The sequence below is a fragment of the Paraburkholderia ginsengiterrae genome (assembly GCF_001645125.1).
GTDB classification, from domain to species: Bacteria; Pseudomonadota; Gammaproteobacteria; order Burkholderiales; family Burkholderiaceae; genus Paraburkholderia; species Paraburkholderia ginsengiterrae.
In genome coordinates this window covers 258127-276400 of the sequence record NZ_LXKA01000360.1, presented here as the reverse complement: position 1 = coordinate 276400, position 18274 = coordinate 258127, and the positions used below count along the sequence as shown (strand labels likewise).

The 18274-nt window shown below is 62.5% G+C and carries 14 protein-coding genes and 1 pseudogene; all 15 read left to right on the top strand.

All coding sequences use genetic code 11. From position 1 onward, the window contains the following. A pseudogene (locus A6V37_RS42655) lies at positions 1–495 on the top strand (hypothetical protein); the annotation flags it as partial. 201 nt (positions 496–696) lie between these two features. Further along, positions 697–1332, top strand: coding sequence for a TetR/AcrR family transcriptional regulator (locus tag A6V37_RS33785; protein WP_064267984.1), 636 nt, complete (start codon positions 697–699; stop codon positions 1330–1332). A gap of 43 nt (positions 1333–1375) precedes the next feature. After that, positions 1376–2611 carry an ABC transporter ATP-binding protein gene (locus A6V37_RS33780; protein ID WP_082902712.1) on the top strand — a complete coding sequence of 412 codons (1236 nt, stop codon included), beginning with the start codon at positions 1376–1378 and terminating at the stop codon, positions 2609–2611. Further along, the gene (locus A6V37_RS33775) at positions 2611–3507 is read left to right on the top strand and encodes an ABC transporter permease (protein WP_064267982.1); all 897 of its coding nucleotides are present in this window, start codon (positions 2611–2613) and stop codon (positions 3505–3507) included. The genes A6V37_RS33780 and A6V37_RS33775 overlap by 1 nt, the downstream gene beginning before the upstream one ends. Then, entirely contained in the window at positions 3504–4325 is an 822-nt protein-coding gene (locus A6V37_RS33770; protein ID WP_082902711.1) for an ABC transporter permease, read from the top strand. Before A6V37_RS33775 ends, A6V37_RS33770 begins: the two co-directional genes overlap by 4 nt. Positions 4326–4371: 46 nt before the next feature. Further along, positions 4372–5403 carry an extracellular solute-binding protein gene (locus A6V37_RS33765; RefSeq protein WP_064267981.1) on the top strand — a complete coding sequence of 344 codons (1032 nt, stop codon included), beginning with the start codon at positions 4372–4374 and terminating at the stop codon, positions 5401–5403. Positions 5404–5424: 21 nt separating this feature from the next. Then, a complete protein-coding gene (locus tag A6V37_RS33760) occupies positions 5425–7476 on the top strand; it encodes a hydantoinase/oxoprolinase family protein (RefSeq protein ID WP_064267980.1) in 2052 nt (683 codons plus the stop codon). A gap of 9 nt (positions 7477–7485) precedes the next feature. Next, a complete protein-coding gene (locus tag A6V37_RS33755; protein ID WP_064267979.1) occupies positions 7486–9504 on the top strand; it encodes a hydantoinase B/oxoprolinase family protein in 2019 nt (672 codons plus the stop codon). Positions 9505–9535: 31 nt separating this feature from the next. Beyond that, positions 9536–9691 (top strand): hypothetical protein, encoded by a 156-nt coding sequence (locus tag A6V37_RS41595; RefSeq protein WP_165614437.1) that lies wholly within the window; start codon positions 9536–9538, stop codon positions 9689–9691. Beyond that, entirely contained in the window at positions 9675–10766 is a 1092-nt protein-coding gene (locus A6V37_RS33750) for an ABC transporter substrate-binding protein (protein WP_064267978.1), read from the top strand. The genes A6V37_RS41595 and A6V37_RS33750 overlap by 17 nt, the downstream gene beginning before the upstream one ends. A gap of 31 nt (positions 10767–10797) precedes the next feature. Continuing rightward, positions 10798–12018 carry an alpha-hydroxy acid oxidase gene (locus A6V37_RS33745; protein WP_064267977.1) on the top strand — a complete coding sequence of 407 codons (1221 nt, stop codon included), beginning with the start codon at positions 10798–10800 and terminating at the stop codon, positions 12016–12018. Next, complete coding sequence (locus A6V37_RS33740; RefSeq protein WP_064286796.1) at positions 12015–13427, top strand: FAD-binding oxidoreductase; 1413 nt, start codon at positions 12015–12017, stop codon at positions 13425–13427. Before A6V37_RS33745 ends, A6V37_RS33740 begins: the two co-directional genes overlap by 4 nt. A gap of 32 nt (positions 13428–13459) precedes the next feature. After that, entirely contained in the window at positions 13460–14368 is a 909-nt protein-coding gene (dapA, locus tag A6V37_RS33735; protein WP_064267975.1) for a 4-hydroxy-tetrahydrodipicolinate synthase, read from the top strand. 215 nt (positions 14369–14583) lie between these two features. After that, a complete protein-coding gene (locus A6V37_RS33730) occupies positions 14584–15705 on the top strand; it encodes an ABC transporter ATP-binding protein (RefSeq protein ID WP_064267974.1) in 1122 nt (373 codons plus the stop codon). Between the two features lie 96 nt (positions 15706–15801). After that, positions 15802–17517, top strand: a complete 1716-nt coding sequence (locus A6V37_RS33725; protein WP_064267998.1) for an ABC transporter permease subunit — start codon at positions 15802–15804, stop codon at positions 17515–17517. Positions 17518–18274: the final 757 nt, after the last annotated feature.

The window sequence follows — 18274 nt, the reverse complement described above, 5'->3', positions numbered from 1 at the left end:
GCATGGGGTGAGGCGCTGGTCCGAACGGCAAAGAAGCAACCCGAAGCTTCCCTACAAGTGCCGACAGTCAAACGTCGGCTTAGGCCAACAACCGGTCAGCAGGGCCAGCAGCAAACGACCGCTGTGCTTCAAGACGAAACGTGGCGTCGGTCGCGTCGATACTGCCTATGCTGTGATAAGCCGCATTATCACGGCGAAACCACTCAAACGGATCGGCGCGCGTTGCAAGAGAGTCGACCATTTCGTCCGTTCGAAACCGCACGTCAATTTCGACTTCACGTTGAGGTCGTCCGTCGGTCGAATGATCACAATGACGATTGTGGGGCATCGGTTGACCACATCGAAATCTACGCCGACAAATCTGGCGCGTTCTCTGTGAGTAGAAAGCCCGCCGTCGATGAACGAATCGAGCGTCTGCGGAAGTATCGTGGTCGCCTGCCTGCTGACTTCAAGTTTGATCGGAAATCGCTCAGCGAGAGGGATAACGCTGAATGACCGTTGACGCACGAGTCTGTTGAAAAAGTCGGCAGGCAAGTGAACTGTTCGCCGTCCTGGAAGACCTTGGTAGAAGGGAGGGACAGCATGCGTGCCATCTGTCATGGCCAGGGTTTGTCCTGGGTGGAATCGTTTTTGTGGCCGTCGTAACTTACATACCAATCAGTTGGTATCTTAAATGGGACCTCACGGAGAGCAGTGATGTCACTTGCAGAAAAGCGTCGCACCCAGGCAGATCGAACCGCGCTCGCGCGGGCCGCGCTCGTGCAGTCCACAATCGCACTGCTGAGTGAGCAAGGGTTTGCGAGGACGACGACCGCAGCCATCGCGCTGCACACGGGCGTGACGACGGGCGCGTTGCACCATCATTTCCCGACCAAGGAAAGCCTGCTTTTCGCGGTGCTCGACGAGCTTGCTGATGAGGCGCTTGCGCTCTTGCGCGCGCTGCGCGATGCCGACCTACACGATGACGCGCCGGCGCGCGCGATCGTCACCTCGCTGTGGTCGTTCTATGGCAGCCGGCGCTATTGGGCCGTGTGGGAGATCAACCTCGGCCTGCGTCCAGATAGCGAAATGTACGACGCGCTGAAAGCGCATCGTGCCCGCACGCGCGAGCAAATGTACCAGGCGATCAATACCAATGTCGCGCTCAGGCCACATACAAAGCGCGCTTTGACTATGCTGCTGCCGTTCCTGCTTTCGACGATGCGAGGAATTTTCCTCGACACCTTTTTCGCGGGGCACGAAGCCGAATGGCTCGACCGCCAACTCGAACGACTGATTCACGCGCTCGATCAGGAAATGCGTGTGTTATCGAACGTCCTGCCCGCGGCTTGATGAACAAGACCGACTAATCCCGTTCCAGTATTAGGGAGTTCGAATGAATTGCCCTCCTCAAGCGACAGCGCACAGATCTTCCGCAACTTCCAAAGCGGGTTCGAAGAGTCTCGCGCTCGAGGCCGTGAGCAAGCGCTACGGCAACGCGCTCGCGCTGGACATGCTTACGCTGAACGTGGAGCCGGGTGAACTCGTGTCGCTTCTCGGTCCTTCGGGCTGCGGTAAGACCACGACGCTGCGCCTGATCGCCGGCTTCGATTTCCCTGATACGGGAACTGTGCAGATTGGCGGCGCGGACGTTTCGGCACTACCGCCGAACAAGCGCGGCCTCGGCATGGTGTTTCAGAACTACAGCCTGTTCCCGCACATGACAGTCGGTGGGAACATTGGCTTCGGTCTGCGCATGGCAGGTGCGAAAAAGGCGGAGATTGCGGCGGCGACGAAGCGCATGCTCGACCTCATTCGCCTGCCGGAGTATGGCGAGCGCCGCATCTCTCAGCTTTCGGGCGGTCAGCAGCAGCGCGTCGCGCTGGCGCGCGCGATCGTGAATGATCCGTCCGTGCTGCTGCTGGACGAACCGCTTGGCGCACTCGACAAGAACCTGCGCGAAGGCATGCAGTTCGAGATTCGCAGCCTGCAACAGAGCCTCGGTATCACGAGTGTGATGGTCACGCACGACCAGGAAGAGGCGATGACGATGAGTGATCGCATCGTCGTGATGAGCCATGGTCGCATCCTGCAAACCGGTGCGCCGCGCGAAGTCTATGACCATCCGCGCAATCGCTTCGTCGCCGAATTCCTCGGTGCCGCCAATATCTTCGCGTGCCGAGTGAGCGCGCGCAGCGCCCACACAATGACAGTGATGACCTCGCCCGTGGGCGCTGAACCTGGCGTCGAACTCACGCTTGCGTTGCCGCAATCCCTGCAACGCGACTTGCCGAACGCGCTCGAGTTGGCCGTGCGCCCCGAAAAAATCGCACTGAACGCGCCGAAGCCCGGACACCTGCAATTTCGCGGCCGGATCGTGCAGCATGTGTTCCGCGGTTCGCAGCATTCATACGAGCTTGACGTGCCGGGCCTCGGCTCCGGTGTCTATGCGTGCCAGCAAGCGTTTTCCACCGATCACGCCGGCCATGCGCGCGGCGAAGCCGTGACGGTATCGTTCGCGCCACACGATGTGATCACGCTCGAGCCCGACGAAGTGCCGCTCCCTGCGTCGGGTGCGCACTCGACGCCCTTCGGCCGCTCGACCCCGCTCGCTAGCGAAGGAGCGCGCTGATGTCATCGCCAACCATCACTTCGTCGGTGCCGCTATCGCGCAGCCGCGCGCGCTCCGCTGCGGCTCGCGTGGCGCTGCTGTGCGCCCCGGCGGTCGTGCTGCTACTCGTGTTCTTCGCGCTCCCGCTGATCGGCAATGCCGTGCGGAGCTTCGGGCTCGATACGAACTTATCCACGGCAAGCGGCAATCCGCTCGCGAACTACGAGAAGCTGTACTTCGATCCATACTATCGCGGCGTGATTGTCGAAACGCTCCAGGTCAGCTTCGTTTCGATGCTGCTGTGCCTTGCGATCGGCTATCCCGTTGCGCACTTCATGGTACGCCGCGCGGGACGCCTGGCTATGCCGATGCTATTCCTGCTGATCGCGCCGCTGCTCACCTCGATCATCATGCGCACGTTTGGCTGGCGAGTGCTGTTCGGGCGCCACGGGCCTGTGAACGACCTACTGCTGTGGCTGAATCTGATCGAGCGGCCGTTGCACGTGCTTGGGGGGCCGCTAGGCGTGTATATCGGCATCGTGCATGTGATGGTGCCATTCATGGTGCTTTCGATCGTGCCGGTTCTGCGCGGCGTGGACCGGCGGCTCGAAGAATCAGCGCGCATTCTTGGCGCGGGTGCGATTCGGACCTTCGTGCTCGTCACGTTGCCGCTTGCAGCCGAAGGCATCATGACGGGTTGCGTACTAGTGTTCATGCTGACGAGCGGCAGCTTCGTCACTCAGCTCCTGCTCGGCGACGGCAGCGTGGTCACGCTGCCGCTCCTGATCTTTCAACAGTTCTCGCTGACCCAGGACTTGAGCTTCGCAAGCGCCATGGGCAACCTGCTGCTCGTAATCGTGCTCGGCTGTCTATATATTCAGCTGCGCCTGGCAGGCGGCAAAGGAGAGTCGCAATGATGCGGGCCGGTACGCTGGACAAACACGCGGCACGCGCCGGCGCCGCATCGCTCTCGTGCTTCACGGCGCTTTTCTTCGTCGCGTTGATCGCACCGATCGTGGTTGTTGTGCTCGTGTCGTTCTCGGCGGACGAATCGATCGCGGTGCCGATCAGCGGCTTCTCGCTGCGCTGGTATCACCGGCTCTGGGAGTACCGGCCGTTTGTCGACTCGCTACTGACGAGCCTATATCTGGCGCTTAGCGCATCGTTCATCGCGATCCTGGTCGCCGTGCCGGCTGCGATCGGCGTGGGCCGCAGCAGCGGCCGCATGGCTACCGCGCTCACTACATTCCTGCTCGCGCCCATTGCGATACCGGCGCTGGTGATCGGTCTTTCGCTGCTGTACTTTCTCTCGAATATTGGCATTGGCGTGTCTTTCACGGCCCTGCTGATCGCGCATACGGTGGTGTCGGTGCCGTATGTGATGCGCACTACGCTCGCCACGTACCGCAACACGCAGGCTTCGTACCTCGAAGCGGCAGCTGTATTGGGTGCAAGCCAATGGCAGACGTTCTGCCATGTAACGCTGCCGCTGATCGCCCCCGGCATTTTCGCGGGCGGGCTCTTTTCGATTCTCGTGTCGCTCGACAATCTCGGCGTGTCGTACTTCTTTGGCACCGCAAACGTCACGACGCTGCCGGTCGTCATGCTGTCCTATCTACAGAACCAGTTTGATCCCGCCATTGCGGCAATCAGCACCGTGCAGATGGGCATTACAGTGCTGCTGCTGCTGATCGTCGAAAAAACCTACGGCCTGCGCGCGTTGACGACGCAATGACATGATTGCCGATTCGCTTGCCACACTATCACGCTATGGAGTCCAAATGAAAGCCTCTCGTGCATTACGTGTAGTCTCACTGACTCTTTCGCTTTGTGTCGCCGCGATCGCCGCGCAGGCAGCCGACCTGACAGTGACTGCATACGGCGGCGCGTGGGAGCAGGCGTACCGCAAGTGCTTCGTGCAGCCGTTCGAAAAGCAGACCGGCAAGTCGGTAGACGTGATCCTCGGCAGCCCAATGCAGTGGATTAACCAGATCGGCGCGAACCCCGCGCATCCGCCTATCGACGTGATGATCGGTCTCGTGGATAGCGGCGAGATCGCGCGTCAGCGCGGGCTCGTCGAGCCGATCAATACGACCGCGATCCCGAACCTGAAGGACATCAAGCCGGACATGATTGCGTACGGCAAGGGGTATGGCTTTCCGATCGCCTATGGCGACTTTGGTCTGATGTACAGCAAGAAGGCCGTGCCGAATCCGCCGAAGACCTGGAAAGAGTTTGTCGACGGCACGATCGCCGGCAAGTGGCACGTCGCGTTGCCCGGAATCGCCTATGTGGGAACTGCGCAGGGACTGATCGGGCTGTTCGCGAAGGTGTATGGCGGCAGCCTCGACAACGTTCAGCCCGGCCTCGACGAGATCAAGAAGATGCAGCGGAGCGGCAACGTCACGTTCTATAGCGAGCCGAACTCCCCGCTCATCGCGCTCAAATCGGGCGATATCGACATGGCGATGTACTTCGACGGCCGCGCGTGGGCCGAGCACGACGCGAACAACCCGGATATCGGCTATGTCAATCCGCAGCCGGGCGCGGTGGCGTTCCCGACAATGGTGCAGAAAGTCAAGAACGGTTCGCCGCTTGGCTTCCAGTTCATGAACGAGATTGCGTCGGCCGAGGGCCAAAGCTGTTTCGCCAATGCGATGCAGTATTCGGCATCGAACAAGGATGTGAAGTACACGGACAAGGTGGCACAGCGAGTGGCAAAAGACAACGACTCGATGTGGCTGCCGTTCGACGTGATTTCGCAAAAGACGCCCCAGTGGGTCGAACAGTGGAACAAGCAGATCGGTCGTTGACCTCAACAGGGGATCAAGTTCATGAGTTTAAGAATCGGAGTGGACATCGGCGGTTCCTTCACCGACTTTGCGGTGTTGGACGAGGACTCACGCAAGATCCGCACGCTCAAGGTGTTCTCTCGGCCCGACAATCCCGGTAGCGAAGTGCTGGCCGGGATGACGGGGCTGATCGAGCGCTACGGTATAGACGCGAAAGAGGTGGCTTATTTCACGCACGGAACGACGGTCGGCGTGAACGCCGTGGTGCAGCGCAAGGGGCTGCGTCTTGCGCTCGTCACGACGGAGAAGTTCGAGGACGTGCTGGAGATTGCGCGCCTGAAGATTCCCGACATGTATCACTTGCTGTCGAAGCGGCCGGAGCCGCTGATCCCGCGCGATCGCGTGTTCGGCGTGAAAGGACGACTGGCGGCGGACGGCAGCGAGGAGGCGCCGGTCGACGAAGCGAGCGTGCTCGCGGCAATCGAGGGTATTCGGGCCGCCGGCTGCGAAGGCGTGGTGATCTCGCTGTTGCATGCATACCGCAATCCGCAGCATGAGAACGCGGTGAAGGCGCTGATTGCGAAGCATTGCCCGGAGTTGTTCGTGTCGTGCTCACACGAGGTGTGGCCGATCATCCGCGAGTATGAGCGCACCTCCACGGCGATCATCAGCGGCTATGTGCAGCCGAAGGTGGCGAACTATCTCACGCGTTTGCAGTCGGCGCTCGCTGAGGTGGGGGTGCCGGCTGAGCTGAAGGTGACGAAATCTAACGGTGGCGTGATGAGCGCCGAAAACGGCAAGACGAACTGCGTGCAGATGATCTTGTCCGGCACCGCGTCGGGCGTGATTGGCGCCGCGTATATCGCCAGTCAGTGCGGTATCAAGAATTGCATGAGCCTCGATATCGGCGGCACCACGGCAGACGTCGCGTTGATCGTCGACGGCAACGTTCAGTATGCGACGGGCGAGTATATCGGGGACTTTCAGATTCATATTCCCTCGGTATCGGTCTCGTCGATCGGCGACGGAGGCGGCTCTATTGCCTGGGTTGATGATTTTGGCGTACTAAAGGTAGGGCCCAACAGCGCGGGGTCGAATCCAGGACCGGTATGCTATGGTCGCGGCGGCGAGCAGCCCACGATCACCGACGCCTTCGCCGTGATGGGCATACTCGGCCAGTCCGATCTGGGCTACAACTCAGTCACGCTCGATCGCACGGCCGCACGCCGTGCGATCGGCGCGCTCGCCGAGCGCCTCGGCAAGAGTGTCGAGCAAACGGCCGAGGCGATCATCCGCGTTTCGACGTCGAGCATGTATGCAGGAACGAGCCGGCTCGTTTCGCGTTTTGGCATCGATCCGCGCACATTCACGCTGCTGCCGTTCGGCGGCGCGGGTCCGATGCTTGGCTGCTACCTCGCGCGCGCGCTGAATATGCCGAACGTGACGGTGCCGGTCACACCAGGCGTGCTGAGTGCATTGGGCGGCCTCATTGCCGACATCAAGAACGATTTCGTCAAGACGACCTACTACGAGCTGAACGATGTGACACTGGCGCTGCTGGCCGAAGACGCGAAGGTACTCGAAGCTGAGGCCCGCGCGTGGATGGCGCACCAGATCGGCCACAGCGAGGGCGCCTCCCTCGTGCTCACGGCCGACATGCGTTATCGCGGTCAGTCGTTCGAGATCGAGACGCCAATCAACGCAGCCGCGATAGCAGGGCGCGATGTTGCGGCGATTCGGGCGGCGTTCCATCGCGAGCACGACCGTCTCTATGGTCACAGCGACGCCGGGGCCGGAATCCAGGTCGTCGCGCTGCGGCTCGTCATCGCCTCGGCCACGCCAAAGCCCGAACTCGAGCGAATCGAAGCAAGCGTCGCCGTTCCAGTGCCGCTGCGCGAGATCGACGTATGGATGGACGACGCCTCGCACCGCATTCCGCTCTATCGCCGCGCCGATTTGCGCGCGGGTCAAACGTTCGACGGCCCCGCGGTGATATCGCAGGACGACGCGACCACCTGTGTGTTGCCCGGCTTTACGGTGAACGTCGACGCATACGGCAATCTGGTTCTGGTGAACCGCACCATCCAATCTTGAAGGCCGACCATGAAATTCGACAAATCGGAACTGCAGATCTTCGCGAACTATTGCGTGGCGGCCGCCGAGAGCATGGCCTATACGCTCGTGCGCACCGCACATTCAACGTTCGTAAAGGAAACCGAAGATTTTTCGTGTGCGCTGACGAGCATCGACGGACTGACCTTTGCTTCGCCGCGCACGTTCGGCGCGACCTGGTACGTGGGACTCGACTACGGTCCGCTGATTCGCTCCTTCAGCGATTACCGGCCCGGTGACGTGTGCATGACCAACGACCCGTACAGCGGCTACGTGGCCACGCACACGCCTGACGTCGTGATGTGGAAGCCGGTGTTCTACGCGGGCGAGATTATCTGCTTCGTAGCGGGCCACATTCACAACACCGATATGGGCGGCGCGGTGCCGGCCTCGCTTTCGCGTACGCTAACCGAGATCCATCAGGAAGGGATTCGTTTTCCGCCGACGAGGGTAGTGGAGGGCGGCGTGCTCAACGAAACGCTGCTGGCGTGGATGATGGCGAACGTGCGCGCCCCCGCGCAAAACGTCGGCGACCTGAAGGCGCAGATCGCGAGCCTGGCGACGGGCGAGCGCCGTGTGCTCGAAATCGTCGAGCGCTTCGGCGTGGAGGCGTTCAAGGCTGGCATTGGTCAACTGCTCGACTATTCGGAGAGCCAGGCACGCGCGGTGGCGCGCACGATTCCTGACGGCCGGTATTTCTTCGCCGAATACGTCGATGAAGATGCCGTGGGCGGCAAGCCGATGCGTATTGCGCTCACGCTCACAGTGGCCGACGGTCTGCTGCACTTCGACTTTACGGGCAGTGATCCGCAACTCGCATCGTCGATGAACGTGCCGACTGGCGGTCATCCACGGCACGCACTGTTGCTGGTCGGCTTGAACTACGTGCTGTACTCGCTCAACCCCGACATTCTGCTCAACGCCGGCATGTTGCGCATCGCGACGTGCGAGATGCCGTTGGGCAGCGTGCTTAATCCCCTGGCGCCGGCGGCGGTCGGCATGCGCACGCTTACGTGTGTGGTAGTGCAGGCGGCGGTGTTTGGCGTGTTCGCACAGGCGCTGCCCGAGCGCATGCCCGCGTGCCCGGCGTCGAGCGTGTGCCTGCTCAACGTGAAGACGACCGATGCGACGGGCCGCACGATCATGGCCTCGATTGGGCCGGTAGGCGGTGGTGCAGGCGGCTCGTCGGCCGGCGACGGGTCCGATGCGTCGGGTGCGAACATGGCGTTTCTGCGCAATACGCCGGTGGAAATCAATGAAGCAGAGGTGCCAATCCGCATTCAGGAGTATGGCCTCGTTTGTGATAGCGGCGGCGCGGGCCAGTATCGTGGCGGCCTTGCGATTGTGATGGAGTTCAAGGTATCCGCGCCGAACACACTCGTCACGGCGCGCAATCGCGACCGCACGCTGTTCAGTTCGTGGGGCGTCAAGGGTGGCAGGGCGGGGCGCACGTCGGTGTTCACGCACAATCCGCGCAGCGCGAGCGAAACCGTGCTCGGCAATACCGATCTCGTGGCCTGCAAGCCTGGCGATGTGATTCGTCTCGAAGGAAACGGTGGCGGCGGCTACGGGGCGCCGACGCTCCGCCCGGTCGAAGCCGTCGAGCGTGACGTACTTCGCGGCTGCGTATCTGCGCAGCAGGCGCGAGAAGTCTATGGTGTGGTCTGGGCAAATGGTGCGATGGACGCGAAGGCGACAGCGGCATTGCGTGGGTCAATGGGCGACGCGCGCGAACTCGACGACGGTTTCTTCGATTACGGCCCGAACCGCCGCGCTCACGAGGCCATATGGACGAAGGCACGCTATGCGGCGCTTTGCGAGCGCCTCGAATCGGTGGCGGTTGGCTGGCGCTTCTTTCTCAAACATCAGATGTTCGACCGTCTCGCCGCACGCGTGGCTCGCAACGAGGCGCCGGGAGGCGCGGATATCGTCGCCACGCTGTTTGAGGAACTGGTTGCCGAATATCCGGCGCTGGCCGCGCAGCGTAAGGAGCCGGAACTGACGGCTTGAGCGGGAAACGTTGCTGAACAGCATGCGCATCATGACCGAAGTGCATCAGATGGTGTCATTAAATCGCGTGGCCGCGCGTCGCACGCAGGTCGATGATGAGCGCAATGTCGATCCACCATGCGGCTTCGCGGATCGGCTGACTTCGTCACTCGCCTTTAAAGGGATATCTCATGGCAAACGATCATAGAAAGCCATTCGCCGCTTCGCGGCGCGATTTCATTCGCCTCAGCGTGGCCAGCACCGCTGGTTTGGCAATGCCGGCCATCTGGACATCGGCCAAGGCTGACACGAAGCGCCTTGTGGTGCGCGACTCGGGCGGCGTCTATACCGATGTCTATACGAAAACACTATACAAGCCCTTTCAGGCTGCGACCGGCATTGAAGTCGTTGGCGTTGCCTCGGGTGCGGAGCCAACCGCGCAAATCAGGAGCATTGTCGATACCGGCGCGAAGACGTGGGACATGGCGGAGCTAAGCTTCCCCGCGGTTTATCTGCTTTCGCGCGGCCAGAAGGTGTATCTCGAGCCGATCAAGCTGGAGAAAGACCCGGCCGTCGCGAAGATTCCCGCGCAGTTCGCGGATCCGTACGCCATCGGACACAACGTCTACGCGACGGTCATGGTGTATCACGCCGATGTGTTCAAGAATGGCGCGGCGCCTTCGTCGTGGGCCGACTTCTGGAATGCGAAAACCTTTCCGGGCCGCCGCGCGTTACGCAAGTTCCCCTTCGACACAATTGAGGAATCGCTGATGGCGGCCGGCGTGGCGCCGGGTTCGATGTATCCGTGCAATCTCGACGCGGCTTTCAAGAGTCTCGACGCGGTGAAGCCGCATATCGACATCTGGTGGACGACCGGCGCGCAGTGCGAACAGATTCTGCGCTCCGGCGAAGTGGCACTTGCCTCGAGCTGGATCGCACGCGTGCTGCCGGCTATCGAAAGCGGCGCGCCGCTGGCCATTTCGTGGAACGGCCACATCTATGGCCCGCAGGGCTTCGGCATTCTCAAAGGCGGCGACAACGTCGATGCGTGCCGCCGTTTCATTGCGTTCTGCGCGGACCCGAAGCGCCAGGCCCAGGTGGCGAGCGCACTCGCGGTCGGGCCAACGCAGCCGGAAGCGTTCCAGTTCATCGACCCCAAGCGCGCGAAATACCTGCCTACGTGGCCCGACAACCTGCGCCGGGGCGTGCGGATTGATCCCGCGTACTGGCCCGCGCACCAAGATGCGGCGATTGAGCGCTTCAACGAATGGGTGCTGAGCTAGGTGCCGTTGCTTGACTTGGACTGCTAATCGAATGAGTCTCTTCTACTCGTCCACGCGCGGCTTTGCGAGCGTCGCCGACTATCGTGAAGCCGCTCGACGAAGGCTTGCCAGAATCGCCTTCGACTATCTCGATTGCGGCGCGGAAGGTGGTCACACGCTCGCGCGCAATCGAGCGGCTTTTGCCGAGGTGCACTTCGCGCCGCGCGTTATGGAGGACGTGTCGTGCGTTTCTCCGGCGGCGCCGCTATGCGGCTATGCAAGCGCCGCGCCGATGGTGGTCGGGCCTACGGGCCTGAATGGCCTTTTCTGGCCGAACGCCGACCAGGTACTTGCGCGCGCCGCCGCGGCACGTGGCATTCCATTCGCGCTGTCGAGCGCCTCCACCTCGCTGCTCGAAGACGTGCGCGCGGCAGCGCCGGATGGCGAGCTGTGGATGCAACTGTATGTGCAGCGGGATCGCCGCATTGCCGAAAGCATCATGCGGCGAGCGGCCGAAGCGCGTTATAGCACGCTGCTCGTGACCGTCGATACGCCTGTTCACGGCAAGCGCGATCACGATATCCGCAACGGCTACCGTCTGCCGCTACCCGTTACACCAAAGCTGATGCTCGATTTGCTGTGCCATCCGCATTGGGCGTTGCAGATCGTGCGTCATGGCACGCCGCAGCTCGTCAACCTCGCAAAGAGCCTCGGCGAAGCGCCGGATCTGCAACGCCAGGCGCAAGCCCTCGCGCGCCAGATGGACCTTTCGCTGACATGGCGCGACATTGCGTGGCTGCGCCGGCACTGGAAGGGTCGTGTGCTGATCAAGGGCGTCATGACCGTCGAGGACGCACGCCTCGCCCAGCACCACGGGGCCGATGGCGTCGTTCTGTCGAATCACGGTGGCCGGCAGCTCGAAGGCTCGCTTGCACCGATCGAAGTCTTGCCGGCAGTGGCCGGTGCGCTCGGCGCCTCGTTCGACGTGTTCGTCGACGGCGGCGTACGGCGTGGCGCCGACGTGGTGAAAGCCGTCGCGCTTGGCGCGCGCGGCGTGCTGCTCGGGCGTGCGCCGTTGTACGGTCTCGCCGCGCGCGGCGATGCCGGAGTCGCTCACGTGCTTACGCTGCTCTACGAGGAGATCGTGACGACCATGACACTACTCGGCTGCACGAGCGTCGAGACGCTGCATGAGCGGATCGTCGATGTGCCCCCGCAGTCCTTGTGCGCTGTGTGTTCCTCTCCTCCTGCTTCAAGGCTCCTCCATTCATGAACTTAATCGAATCGCTGCGGGAAATCGTCGGCTCATCAGGATTCGTCGCCGAGGGCGACGCCGAGCCTTTGCTTACCGACTGGCGCGGCCGCTATCGCGGCAAGGCGTGCGCCATCGTCAAGCCATCGAGTACCGTGCAAGTCGCACAGGTGCTAAAGCTGTGCGCTGAGCTTGGCATAGGCGTTGTGCCGCAGGGTGGCAACACCGGTCTCGTGGGTGGCGCCACGCCGTCCGAAGCGGGCGACGCCGTCGTGATCTGCCTCGCGCGCATGACAAAGATCCGCGCTATCGATACCGGCAACGATACGGTCACGGTCGAAGCCGGTTGCACGTTGCAGCAAATCCAGGAACTCGCGGCTTCGGTAGACCGGCTTTTTCCGCTTTCGCTCGCAAGCGAGGGCTCTTGCCAGGTCGGTGGCAATATCTCGACCAACGCGGGCGGCACGGCTGTGCTGCGCTACGGCAGTATGCGCGCGCTCGTCCTCGGCATCGAGGCCGTATTGCCCGATGGTCGCATCTGGGACGGCCTGCGAGGACTGCGCAAGGACAACACGGGCTACGACCTCAAGCAGTTGTTCATCGGCGCGGAGGGCACGCTCGGTGTCGTCACTGCCGCCGTGCTCAAGCTCTTTCCCGCGCTGCACTCGCGCGCCACCGCATGGGTCGCGCTCGATTCCGCCGATGCGGCCATCGAACTGCTCGCGCGCTGCCGCGCCGTATGCGGCGACGCGCTGACCTCGTTCGAGCTGATGTCGCGCAGCCAACTCGATGTCGTCTACGAGCACGTGCCGGGCACGCGCGATCCGCTCGATGGCCAGTCGCCATGGGTGCTGCTGATCGAGCTCGCCGATCCGTCGAACGATGCGCCGCTGCAAGCGATGCTCGAAGACGTCATTGGCGCTGCGCTCGAAGCGGGTCTCGCGCTCGACGCCGCAGCGGCGGCGAGCGCGGCCCAGGCTGCCGCTCTCTGGCATATCCGCCACATCGTCTCGGAAGCGAACGTGCGTTGCGGCATCAGCGTCACGCACGATATCTCATTGCCGATCTCGCAGATCCCGCGGTGCCTCGCGACAACCGAGGCGAAACTGATCGAGGCCGGCCTTGTCGATGGCGCGCGCTTTCTTTACGTCGGCCACGTGGGCGACGGCAACATCCATTCGATCGTGCTGTTTCCACATGCTGCCTGGGCGCGCGTGAGCGACGCCGACGCGCGTGTCGATGCGATTGGCAAGGTCGTCAACGGCACGGCGGTGCAGTACGGTGGCAGCATCAGCGCAGAGCATGGTATTGGCCGAGCGCATCGCGCCGAACTCGCGCACTACAAAAGCGCAGTGGAGATCGACATGATGCGTGCCGTGAAGCACGCGCTCGATCCGGATGGCCGCATGAATCCCGGCAAGCTGCTGTAACGCAAGTTCACTACGTGACAGGACACCGACTCATGACACTTGAACGATCCGCCTTGAAAGGCATGTTCCCGGCATTTCCCACGCCATTCGACGCGCTCGGCGCCATTGACGTCGAGCGCTTGCGCACGCTCGTCGAGACGTTGATCGCCAATGGCGCAACGGGTCTTGTGCCAGTTGGCGGCACGGGAGAATACACTGCGCTCTCGCCGGCTGAGCGTACACAGGTCGTGCGCGCGACCGTCGATGCCGCGCGTGGGCGGGTGCCGGTGGTTGCCGGCGTGGTGTCGCCCGGCTATGCCGAAGCGCTCGACGCGGGCCGCTCGTTTGTGGATGTCGGTGCGGACGGCCTGTTGCTCGTCACGCCTTTCTACGTGACGCCGACCGATGCCGGCGTGCGTGCATACTTCGCCCGCTATCGCGAGGCAGTCGGCGTGCCGCTTCTGCTCTACGACATTCCGTCGCGCACGCGCTACGCGACGCCGCCCGCGATGGTCGCGGCCATGGCGCGCGACGACGGCTCGATTATCGGCATGAAGGCGTGCAACACGGATCTCACCGTGTTTGCCCGGACCGTCGAGGTGAGCGGCGATCATCTGGCGATCTTGAGCGGCGACGATCTGCTGTACGTGCAGCATGTGCTGCTTGGGGCGACGGGCGGCATTCTCGCCTCAGCGAGCCTGCTGCCGAAACCGTGGACGCACATCCACACCAGCGCGGCGAGCGGCGACGCAGCCGCGGCGCTGCGCGAGCACGGCAAGCTCACCGCTCTGCTCGATGCGCTGTTCAGCGAAGTCAATCCGGGGCCGGCGAAAAAGGCGTTCGAGCTGCTGGGCCAGTCGCTTGGGTCCGTGCGCTTGCCGCTCGTGGAGCCTGCGGCGGCCACGGTCGAGCGGCTGCGCGCGGCGCTCTCGGCGCTGCCGCAAGCGTGGGTGCCGGGGTAGAGGTTGCAGGAGAGGGAGCCTCAAGCCGCCTTGCATCGTGAATTCGCGGGTCTGCTTCAGCGGCCGCGCACGAAACTGTTCGAGCGGCTGACCATGACTGTGCCCGGTCGGATAGATAAGGCAATAGGCCGATGCGAGTTGCGTGGCCACCTCGGTTCGAGCCCACGCGCCAGGTGGTTGGCGATCGTTGTTGACGAGTGATGCAAGGAGTTCCAATGGCAACCCTCAATCTCCAGATATCGGGTCTGGGCAAGCGCTACGGCGACTTCGTGGCGCTTGCGCCAACCGACCTCGACGTGGCCCCGGGCGAGTTCCTCACATTGCTCGGCCCAAGCGGTTCGGGCAAGACAACCTTATTAAGCCTGATTGCGGGCCTCGCGCAGGCCGACAGCGGCTCCATCCGCATCAACGGCGCAGACGTCACCCACGGTGCGCCGTACGATCGCGACATTGGCATGGTGTTCCAGAACTACGCTCTCTTTCCGCATATGACGGTGGCGGAGAACATCGCGTTCCCGCTGCAAATGCGCAAGATCGACACCGCGAGTGCGAAGAAACGCGTGACCGATGCCTTGGAGATGGTGCACCTGCCGCATGTTGCCGGGCGCTACCCGCGTGAGCTTTCGGGCGGGCAGCAGCAGCGCATTGCACTTGCACGCGCCCTGGTATATCGGCCGTCGATCATTTTGATGGACGAGCCGCTCGGCGCACTCGACAAGAAGCTGCGCGATCACATGCAACTGGAGATCAAGCGCATTCACCGCGAGCTCGGCACGACTATTATTTACGTGACACACGATCAGGAAGAGGCGATGACGATGTCCGATCGCATCTGCCTGATGAATGCGGGTGCGATCGCGCAGCTCGGCTCGCCCGCCGACCTGTACTTCCGTCCGAAGAGCGTCTTCGTGGCCGACTTCCTTGGCGAGTCGAACCTGCTCGATGCAAAAGTAACCGCGCGCGAAGGCGATCAGGTGCGCGTGGCGATGCAAGGCATCGACAAGGGGAGTGCGATGGTGTACGACCCGCATGTGCAATCGGGCAAGAAGGTGAAGCTGATGCTGCGCCCTCAGAATCTGCGTGTCAGCGGTAACAGTAACGGTAGCAGCAAAGGCCATGCAGAGGCAGATAACAGCGAAACTATGTCCGCGTTGCTGACGGACATTGTGGTCAGCGGCGGCATGACAAGGCTCTACATGAAGCAGCGGCAGCACGCGGGCGAAGCTTCAGGGCTTGTCGCGTCGTTTCCGACCAACCGTCTCGGTGCACAGTACGAGATTGGCCAGACGCTCACGCTGTCGTGGTCGCCCAGCGATGCGGTCGCAATTGCGGGGTGAGCCATGAACGATACCGCACTCCTCGCTGGCAACGAGCGCGAGTTGCCACAACGGCGCCGACATTCGCATTGGCGCCGGTCGGCCAGAATCGCGGCGATGGCCGCGCCCGTGATCGGGTTGCTCGTGGTGTTCCTGATCTATCCAGTCGGGCAACTACTGCTGCTCAGCATCCACAACCGGAACGGCTTCACGGTGACCGAGTATCAGCGACTCTTCGCTTCCTCGGTCTATGTGGACGTCTTGTGGACCACCATGAAGATCTCGCTGCTCACCACGTTTTTTTCGGTGCTCATTGCTTATCCGGTCGCGTATCTGATTTCGGCGGCTACGCGCGGGCGCAAGCACCGGTTGCTGTACTGGGTGCTGCTTTCGTTCTGGACCAGCTTTCTCGTCCGGACCTTCGCTTGGGTCGTGCTGCTCGGGCGCAACGGCGTAATCAACTGGACACTCGAGCGTCTGGGCCTGGTCGAACGGCCGCTCGAGATGCTTTATAACTTGCCTGCGGTGATCGTCGGCATGACACACGCGCTCATGCCGATCGCGATCATGATAATGCTCTCGGTTATGGAGAACATCGACCGGCGTTTGCCGGCCGCGGCCTCGACGCTTGGCGCGCGGCCGGGTACGGCGTTCTGGCGAATCTGGTTTCCGCTCTCGCTGCCTGGCGTGTTCGCGTCAGCGCTGATGGTGTTCGTCACCGCTATCGGCTTCTTCATCACGCCCACGCTGCTGGGCGGCCGCCACGAAACGATGATCACGCAGCTGATCATCGACCAGGTGCTGCAAGCGCTGAACTGGGGCTTCGCTGGCGCGATCTCGGTGCTGCTGCTTGCAGTGGTGCTGGTCGTGTTCGTCGTCTACGACCGGATGGTGGGTCTTTCGACGATGACGGGCGGCAGTAGCAGTTCGCCGCGCGCCGCGGAAACAGGCGCAGGCGTGAGCCGCCGGCTAGGCAATGCGCTGCTTGTAGCGCTGGCCAACGCCACCGACGCGTTGATCGGCCTGCTGCCAAAGCGCCGCAAGCGCGCCGTCGAGGGCGAGAGCCGCACGGCACGCGTCGTCGTGTCGCTGATTCTCGTGTTCCTGAGCGCGCCTGCGTTCCTGATGATTCCGCTCTCGTTCGATTCGGCTTCGGGCCTTGCGTGGCCGCCGCATGGAGTGTCACTGCAGTGGTATCGGCAGGTGGTCGATTCGCCGCTCTGGATGCAGGCCGCCACGCGTTCGCTGCTGGTGGGCGCCGGCACGGGCGTGCTCTCGATGACGATTGGCACGCCCGCGGCCTTTCTGCTTGTGCGCGGCGGATTGCGCTGGAACGCGGCATTCCTTGCTTTTGTTCTCGCGCCGCTCGTCGTGCCGCGGATGATTCTCGCGGTGGGCGTCTTTTATTTCTTCGCGAAGATCGGCCTTGTCGGCTCGTCGCTCGGGCTAGTGCTCGGCCATACCGTGGTGGCGGTGCCCTATGTCGTCATCACTATGATGGCGGTGCTGCGCAACTACGACACGCGACTTGATCTGGCCGCGCAGAGCCTGGGCGCGCGGCCGTTCACCACGCTGCGGCGCATTACCTTCCCGATCCTGAGTGCCGGCATACTTTCGTCGCTCTTGTTTGCGTTCGCTACATCGTTTGATGAACTGACGATTGCGCTCTTCACCTCGGGTGGTCTGAGTACGACATTGCCCAAGCAGTTCTGGGATGAAACGACGATGCAGATCTCGCCGACAATCGCTGCCGTTTCGACCTGCCTGTTCGTTTTCGTGACGATTCTAATCTCGGTTGCCGAGCGGTTGCGGCGCCGCAGTCTCGCGTCGTAAGGGTTCGTCAACGGCCAGTGACGCGGCCAGGCAGGCCAGGTTGCAGCAGGCGGCGGAAGGTACCACTCGAGACGATCGAGATCTGCGCGCAGAGCGTCACTGGGGAGACTTCGTTAGGCGACCGCATACGTGCGCCGGTCAAAATGCGTTGGCCGAGTTCGCTTCGACGCGCATCGGCTTTGTTGAAGTCCTTAAAAACCGACGCGGCCATCGGGAATGCCCGCTTGCCCGCGCAGATAGACGATCGCGCGAATGTCTGTTGTACATTGGAAGCGGCAGTTGCGGTCGCGATGAGGCGACGGACTGAAGTGGCCGATCCAGGTCGCCCGACGTCTGACAGGCGGGGCTGAATGTGCTCAGTTTTTCGCGCTCTGACGGGCCGGACGGCTGGCCGCGATAACGCGGCATTATCGCGGCAACCGCCTCCTGACAGGCGCGGCGGATCCGGAAGGACAAGGAGGCGTCTGCCAGCTTCTCTTAAGGTTTGTTCGACGGCTGCCCATGTCGGCGGGCTCGCAAGCACGCGTCAGCGCGTGCGGGCAGGCGTTGGACAAACCTTAAGAACTCCGGTCTTACCATGCGATTCGACGCGTGGCCGCTGCACCTTGAGTACCGATCCGGATGTCGCACCGGGTCGACGGCCCTTCATGGAGCGATCGGCGTCATTTACTCCCCCCGATCCGAAAGTGACATAAAACCTGGTGTCACTCGTTGCCCGGGCGCGTTGTTCCGGTTTCTCTCTGCAAGCTCTTCAACT

What these genes read in the sequence shown, in the direction of transcription:
- A6V37_RS33730 (WP_064267974.1), top strand. Translation starts at nt 14,584, where the DNA reads ATGGCAACCCTCAATCTCCAGATATCGGGTCTGGGCAAGCGCTACGGC.
- A6V37_RS33775 (WP_064267982.1), top strand. Translation starts at nt 2,611, where the DNA reads ATGTCATCGCCAACCATCACTTCGTCGGTGCCGCTATCGCGCAGCCGC.
- A6V37_RS33765 (WP_064267981.1), top strand. Translation starts at nt 4,372, where the DNA reads ATGAAAGCCTCTCGTGCATTACGTGTAGTCTCACTGACTCTTTCGCTT.
- A6V37_RS33740 (WP_064286796.1), top strand. Translation starts at nt 12,015, where the DNA reads ATGAACTTAATCGAATCGCTGCGGGAAATCGTCGGCTCATCAGGATTC.
- dapA (WP_064267975.1), top strand. Translation starts at nt 13,460, where the DNA reads ATGACACTTGAACGATCCGCCTTGAAAGGCATGTTCCCGGCATTTCCC.
- A6V37_RS33770 (WP_082902711.1), top strand. Translation starts at nt 3,504, where the DNA reads ATGATGCGGGCCGGTACGCTGGACAAACACGCGGCACGCGCCGGCGCC.
- A6V37_RS33780 (WP_082902712.1), top strand. Translation starts at nt 1,376, where the DNA reads ATGAATTGCCCTCCTCAAGCGACAGCGCACAGATCTTCCGCAACTTCC.
- A6V37_RS33755 (WP_064267979.1), top strand. Translation starts at nt 7,486, where the DNA reads ATGAAATTCGACAAATCGGAACTGCAGATCTTCGCGAACTATTGCGTG.
- A6V37_RS33745 (WP_064267977.1), top strand. Translation starts at nt 10,798, where the DNA reads ATGAGTCTCTTCTACTCGTCCACGCGCGGCTTTGCGAGCGTCGCCGAC.
- A6V37_RS33760 (WP_064267980.1), top strand. Translation starts at nt 5,425, where the DNA reads ATGAGTTTAAGAATCGGAGTGGACATCGGCGGTTCCTTCACCGACTTT.
- A6V37_RS33725 (WP_064267998.1), top strand. Translation starts at nt 15,802, where the DNA reads ATGGCCGCGCCCGTGATCGGGTTGCTCGTGGTGTTCCTGATCTATCCA.
- A6V37_RS41595 (WP_165614437.1), top strand. Translation starts at nt 9,536, where the DNA reads ATGACCGAAGTGCATCAGATGGTGTCATTAAATCGCGTGGCCGCGCGT.
- A6V37_RS33785 (WP_064267984.1), top strand. Translation starts at nt 697, where the DNA reads ATGTCACTTGCAGAAAAGCGTCGCACCCAGGCAGATCGAACCGCGCTC.
- A6V37_RS33750 (WP_064267978.1), top strand. Translation starts at nt 9,675, where the DNA reads ATGGCAAACGATCATAGAAAGCCATTCGCCGCTTCGCGGCGCGATTTC.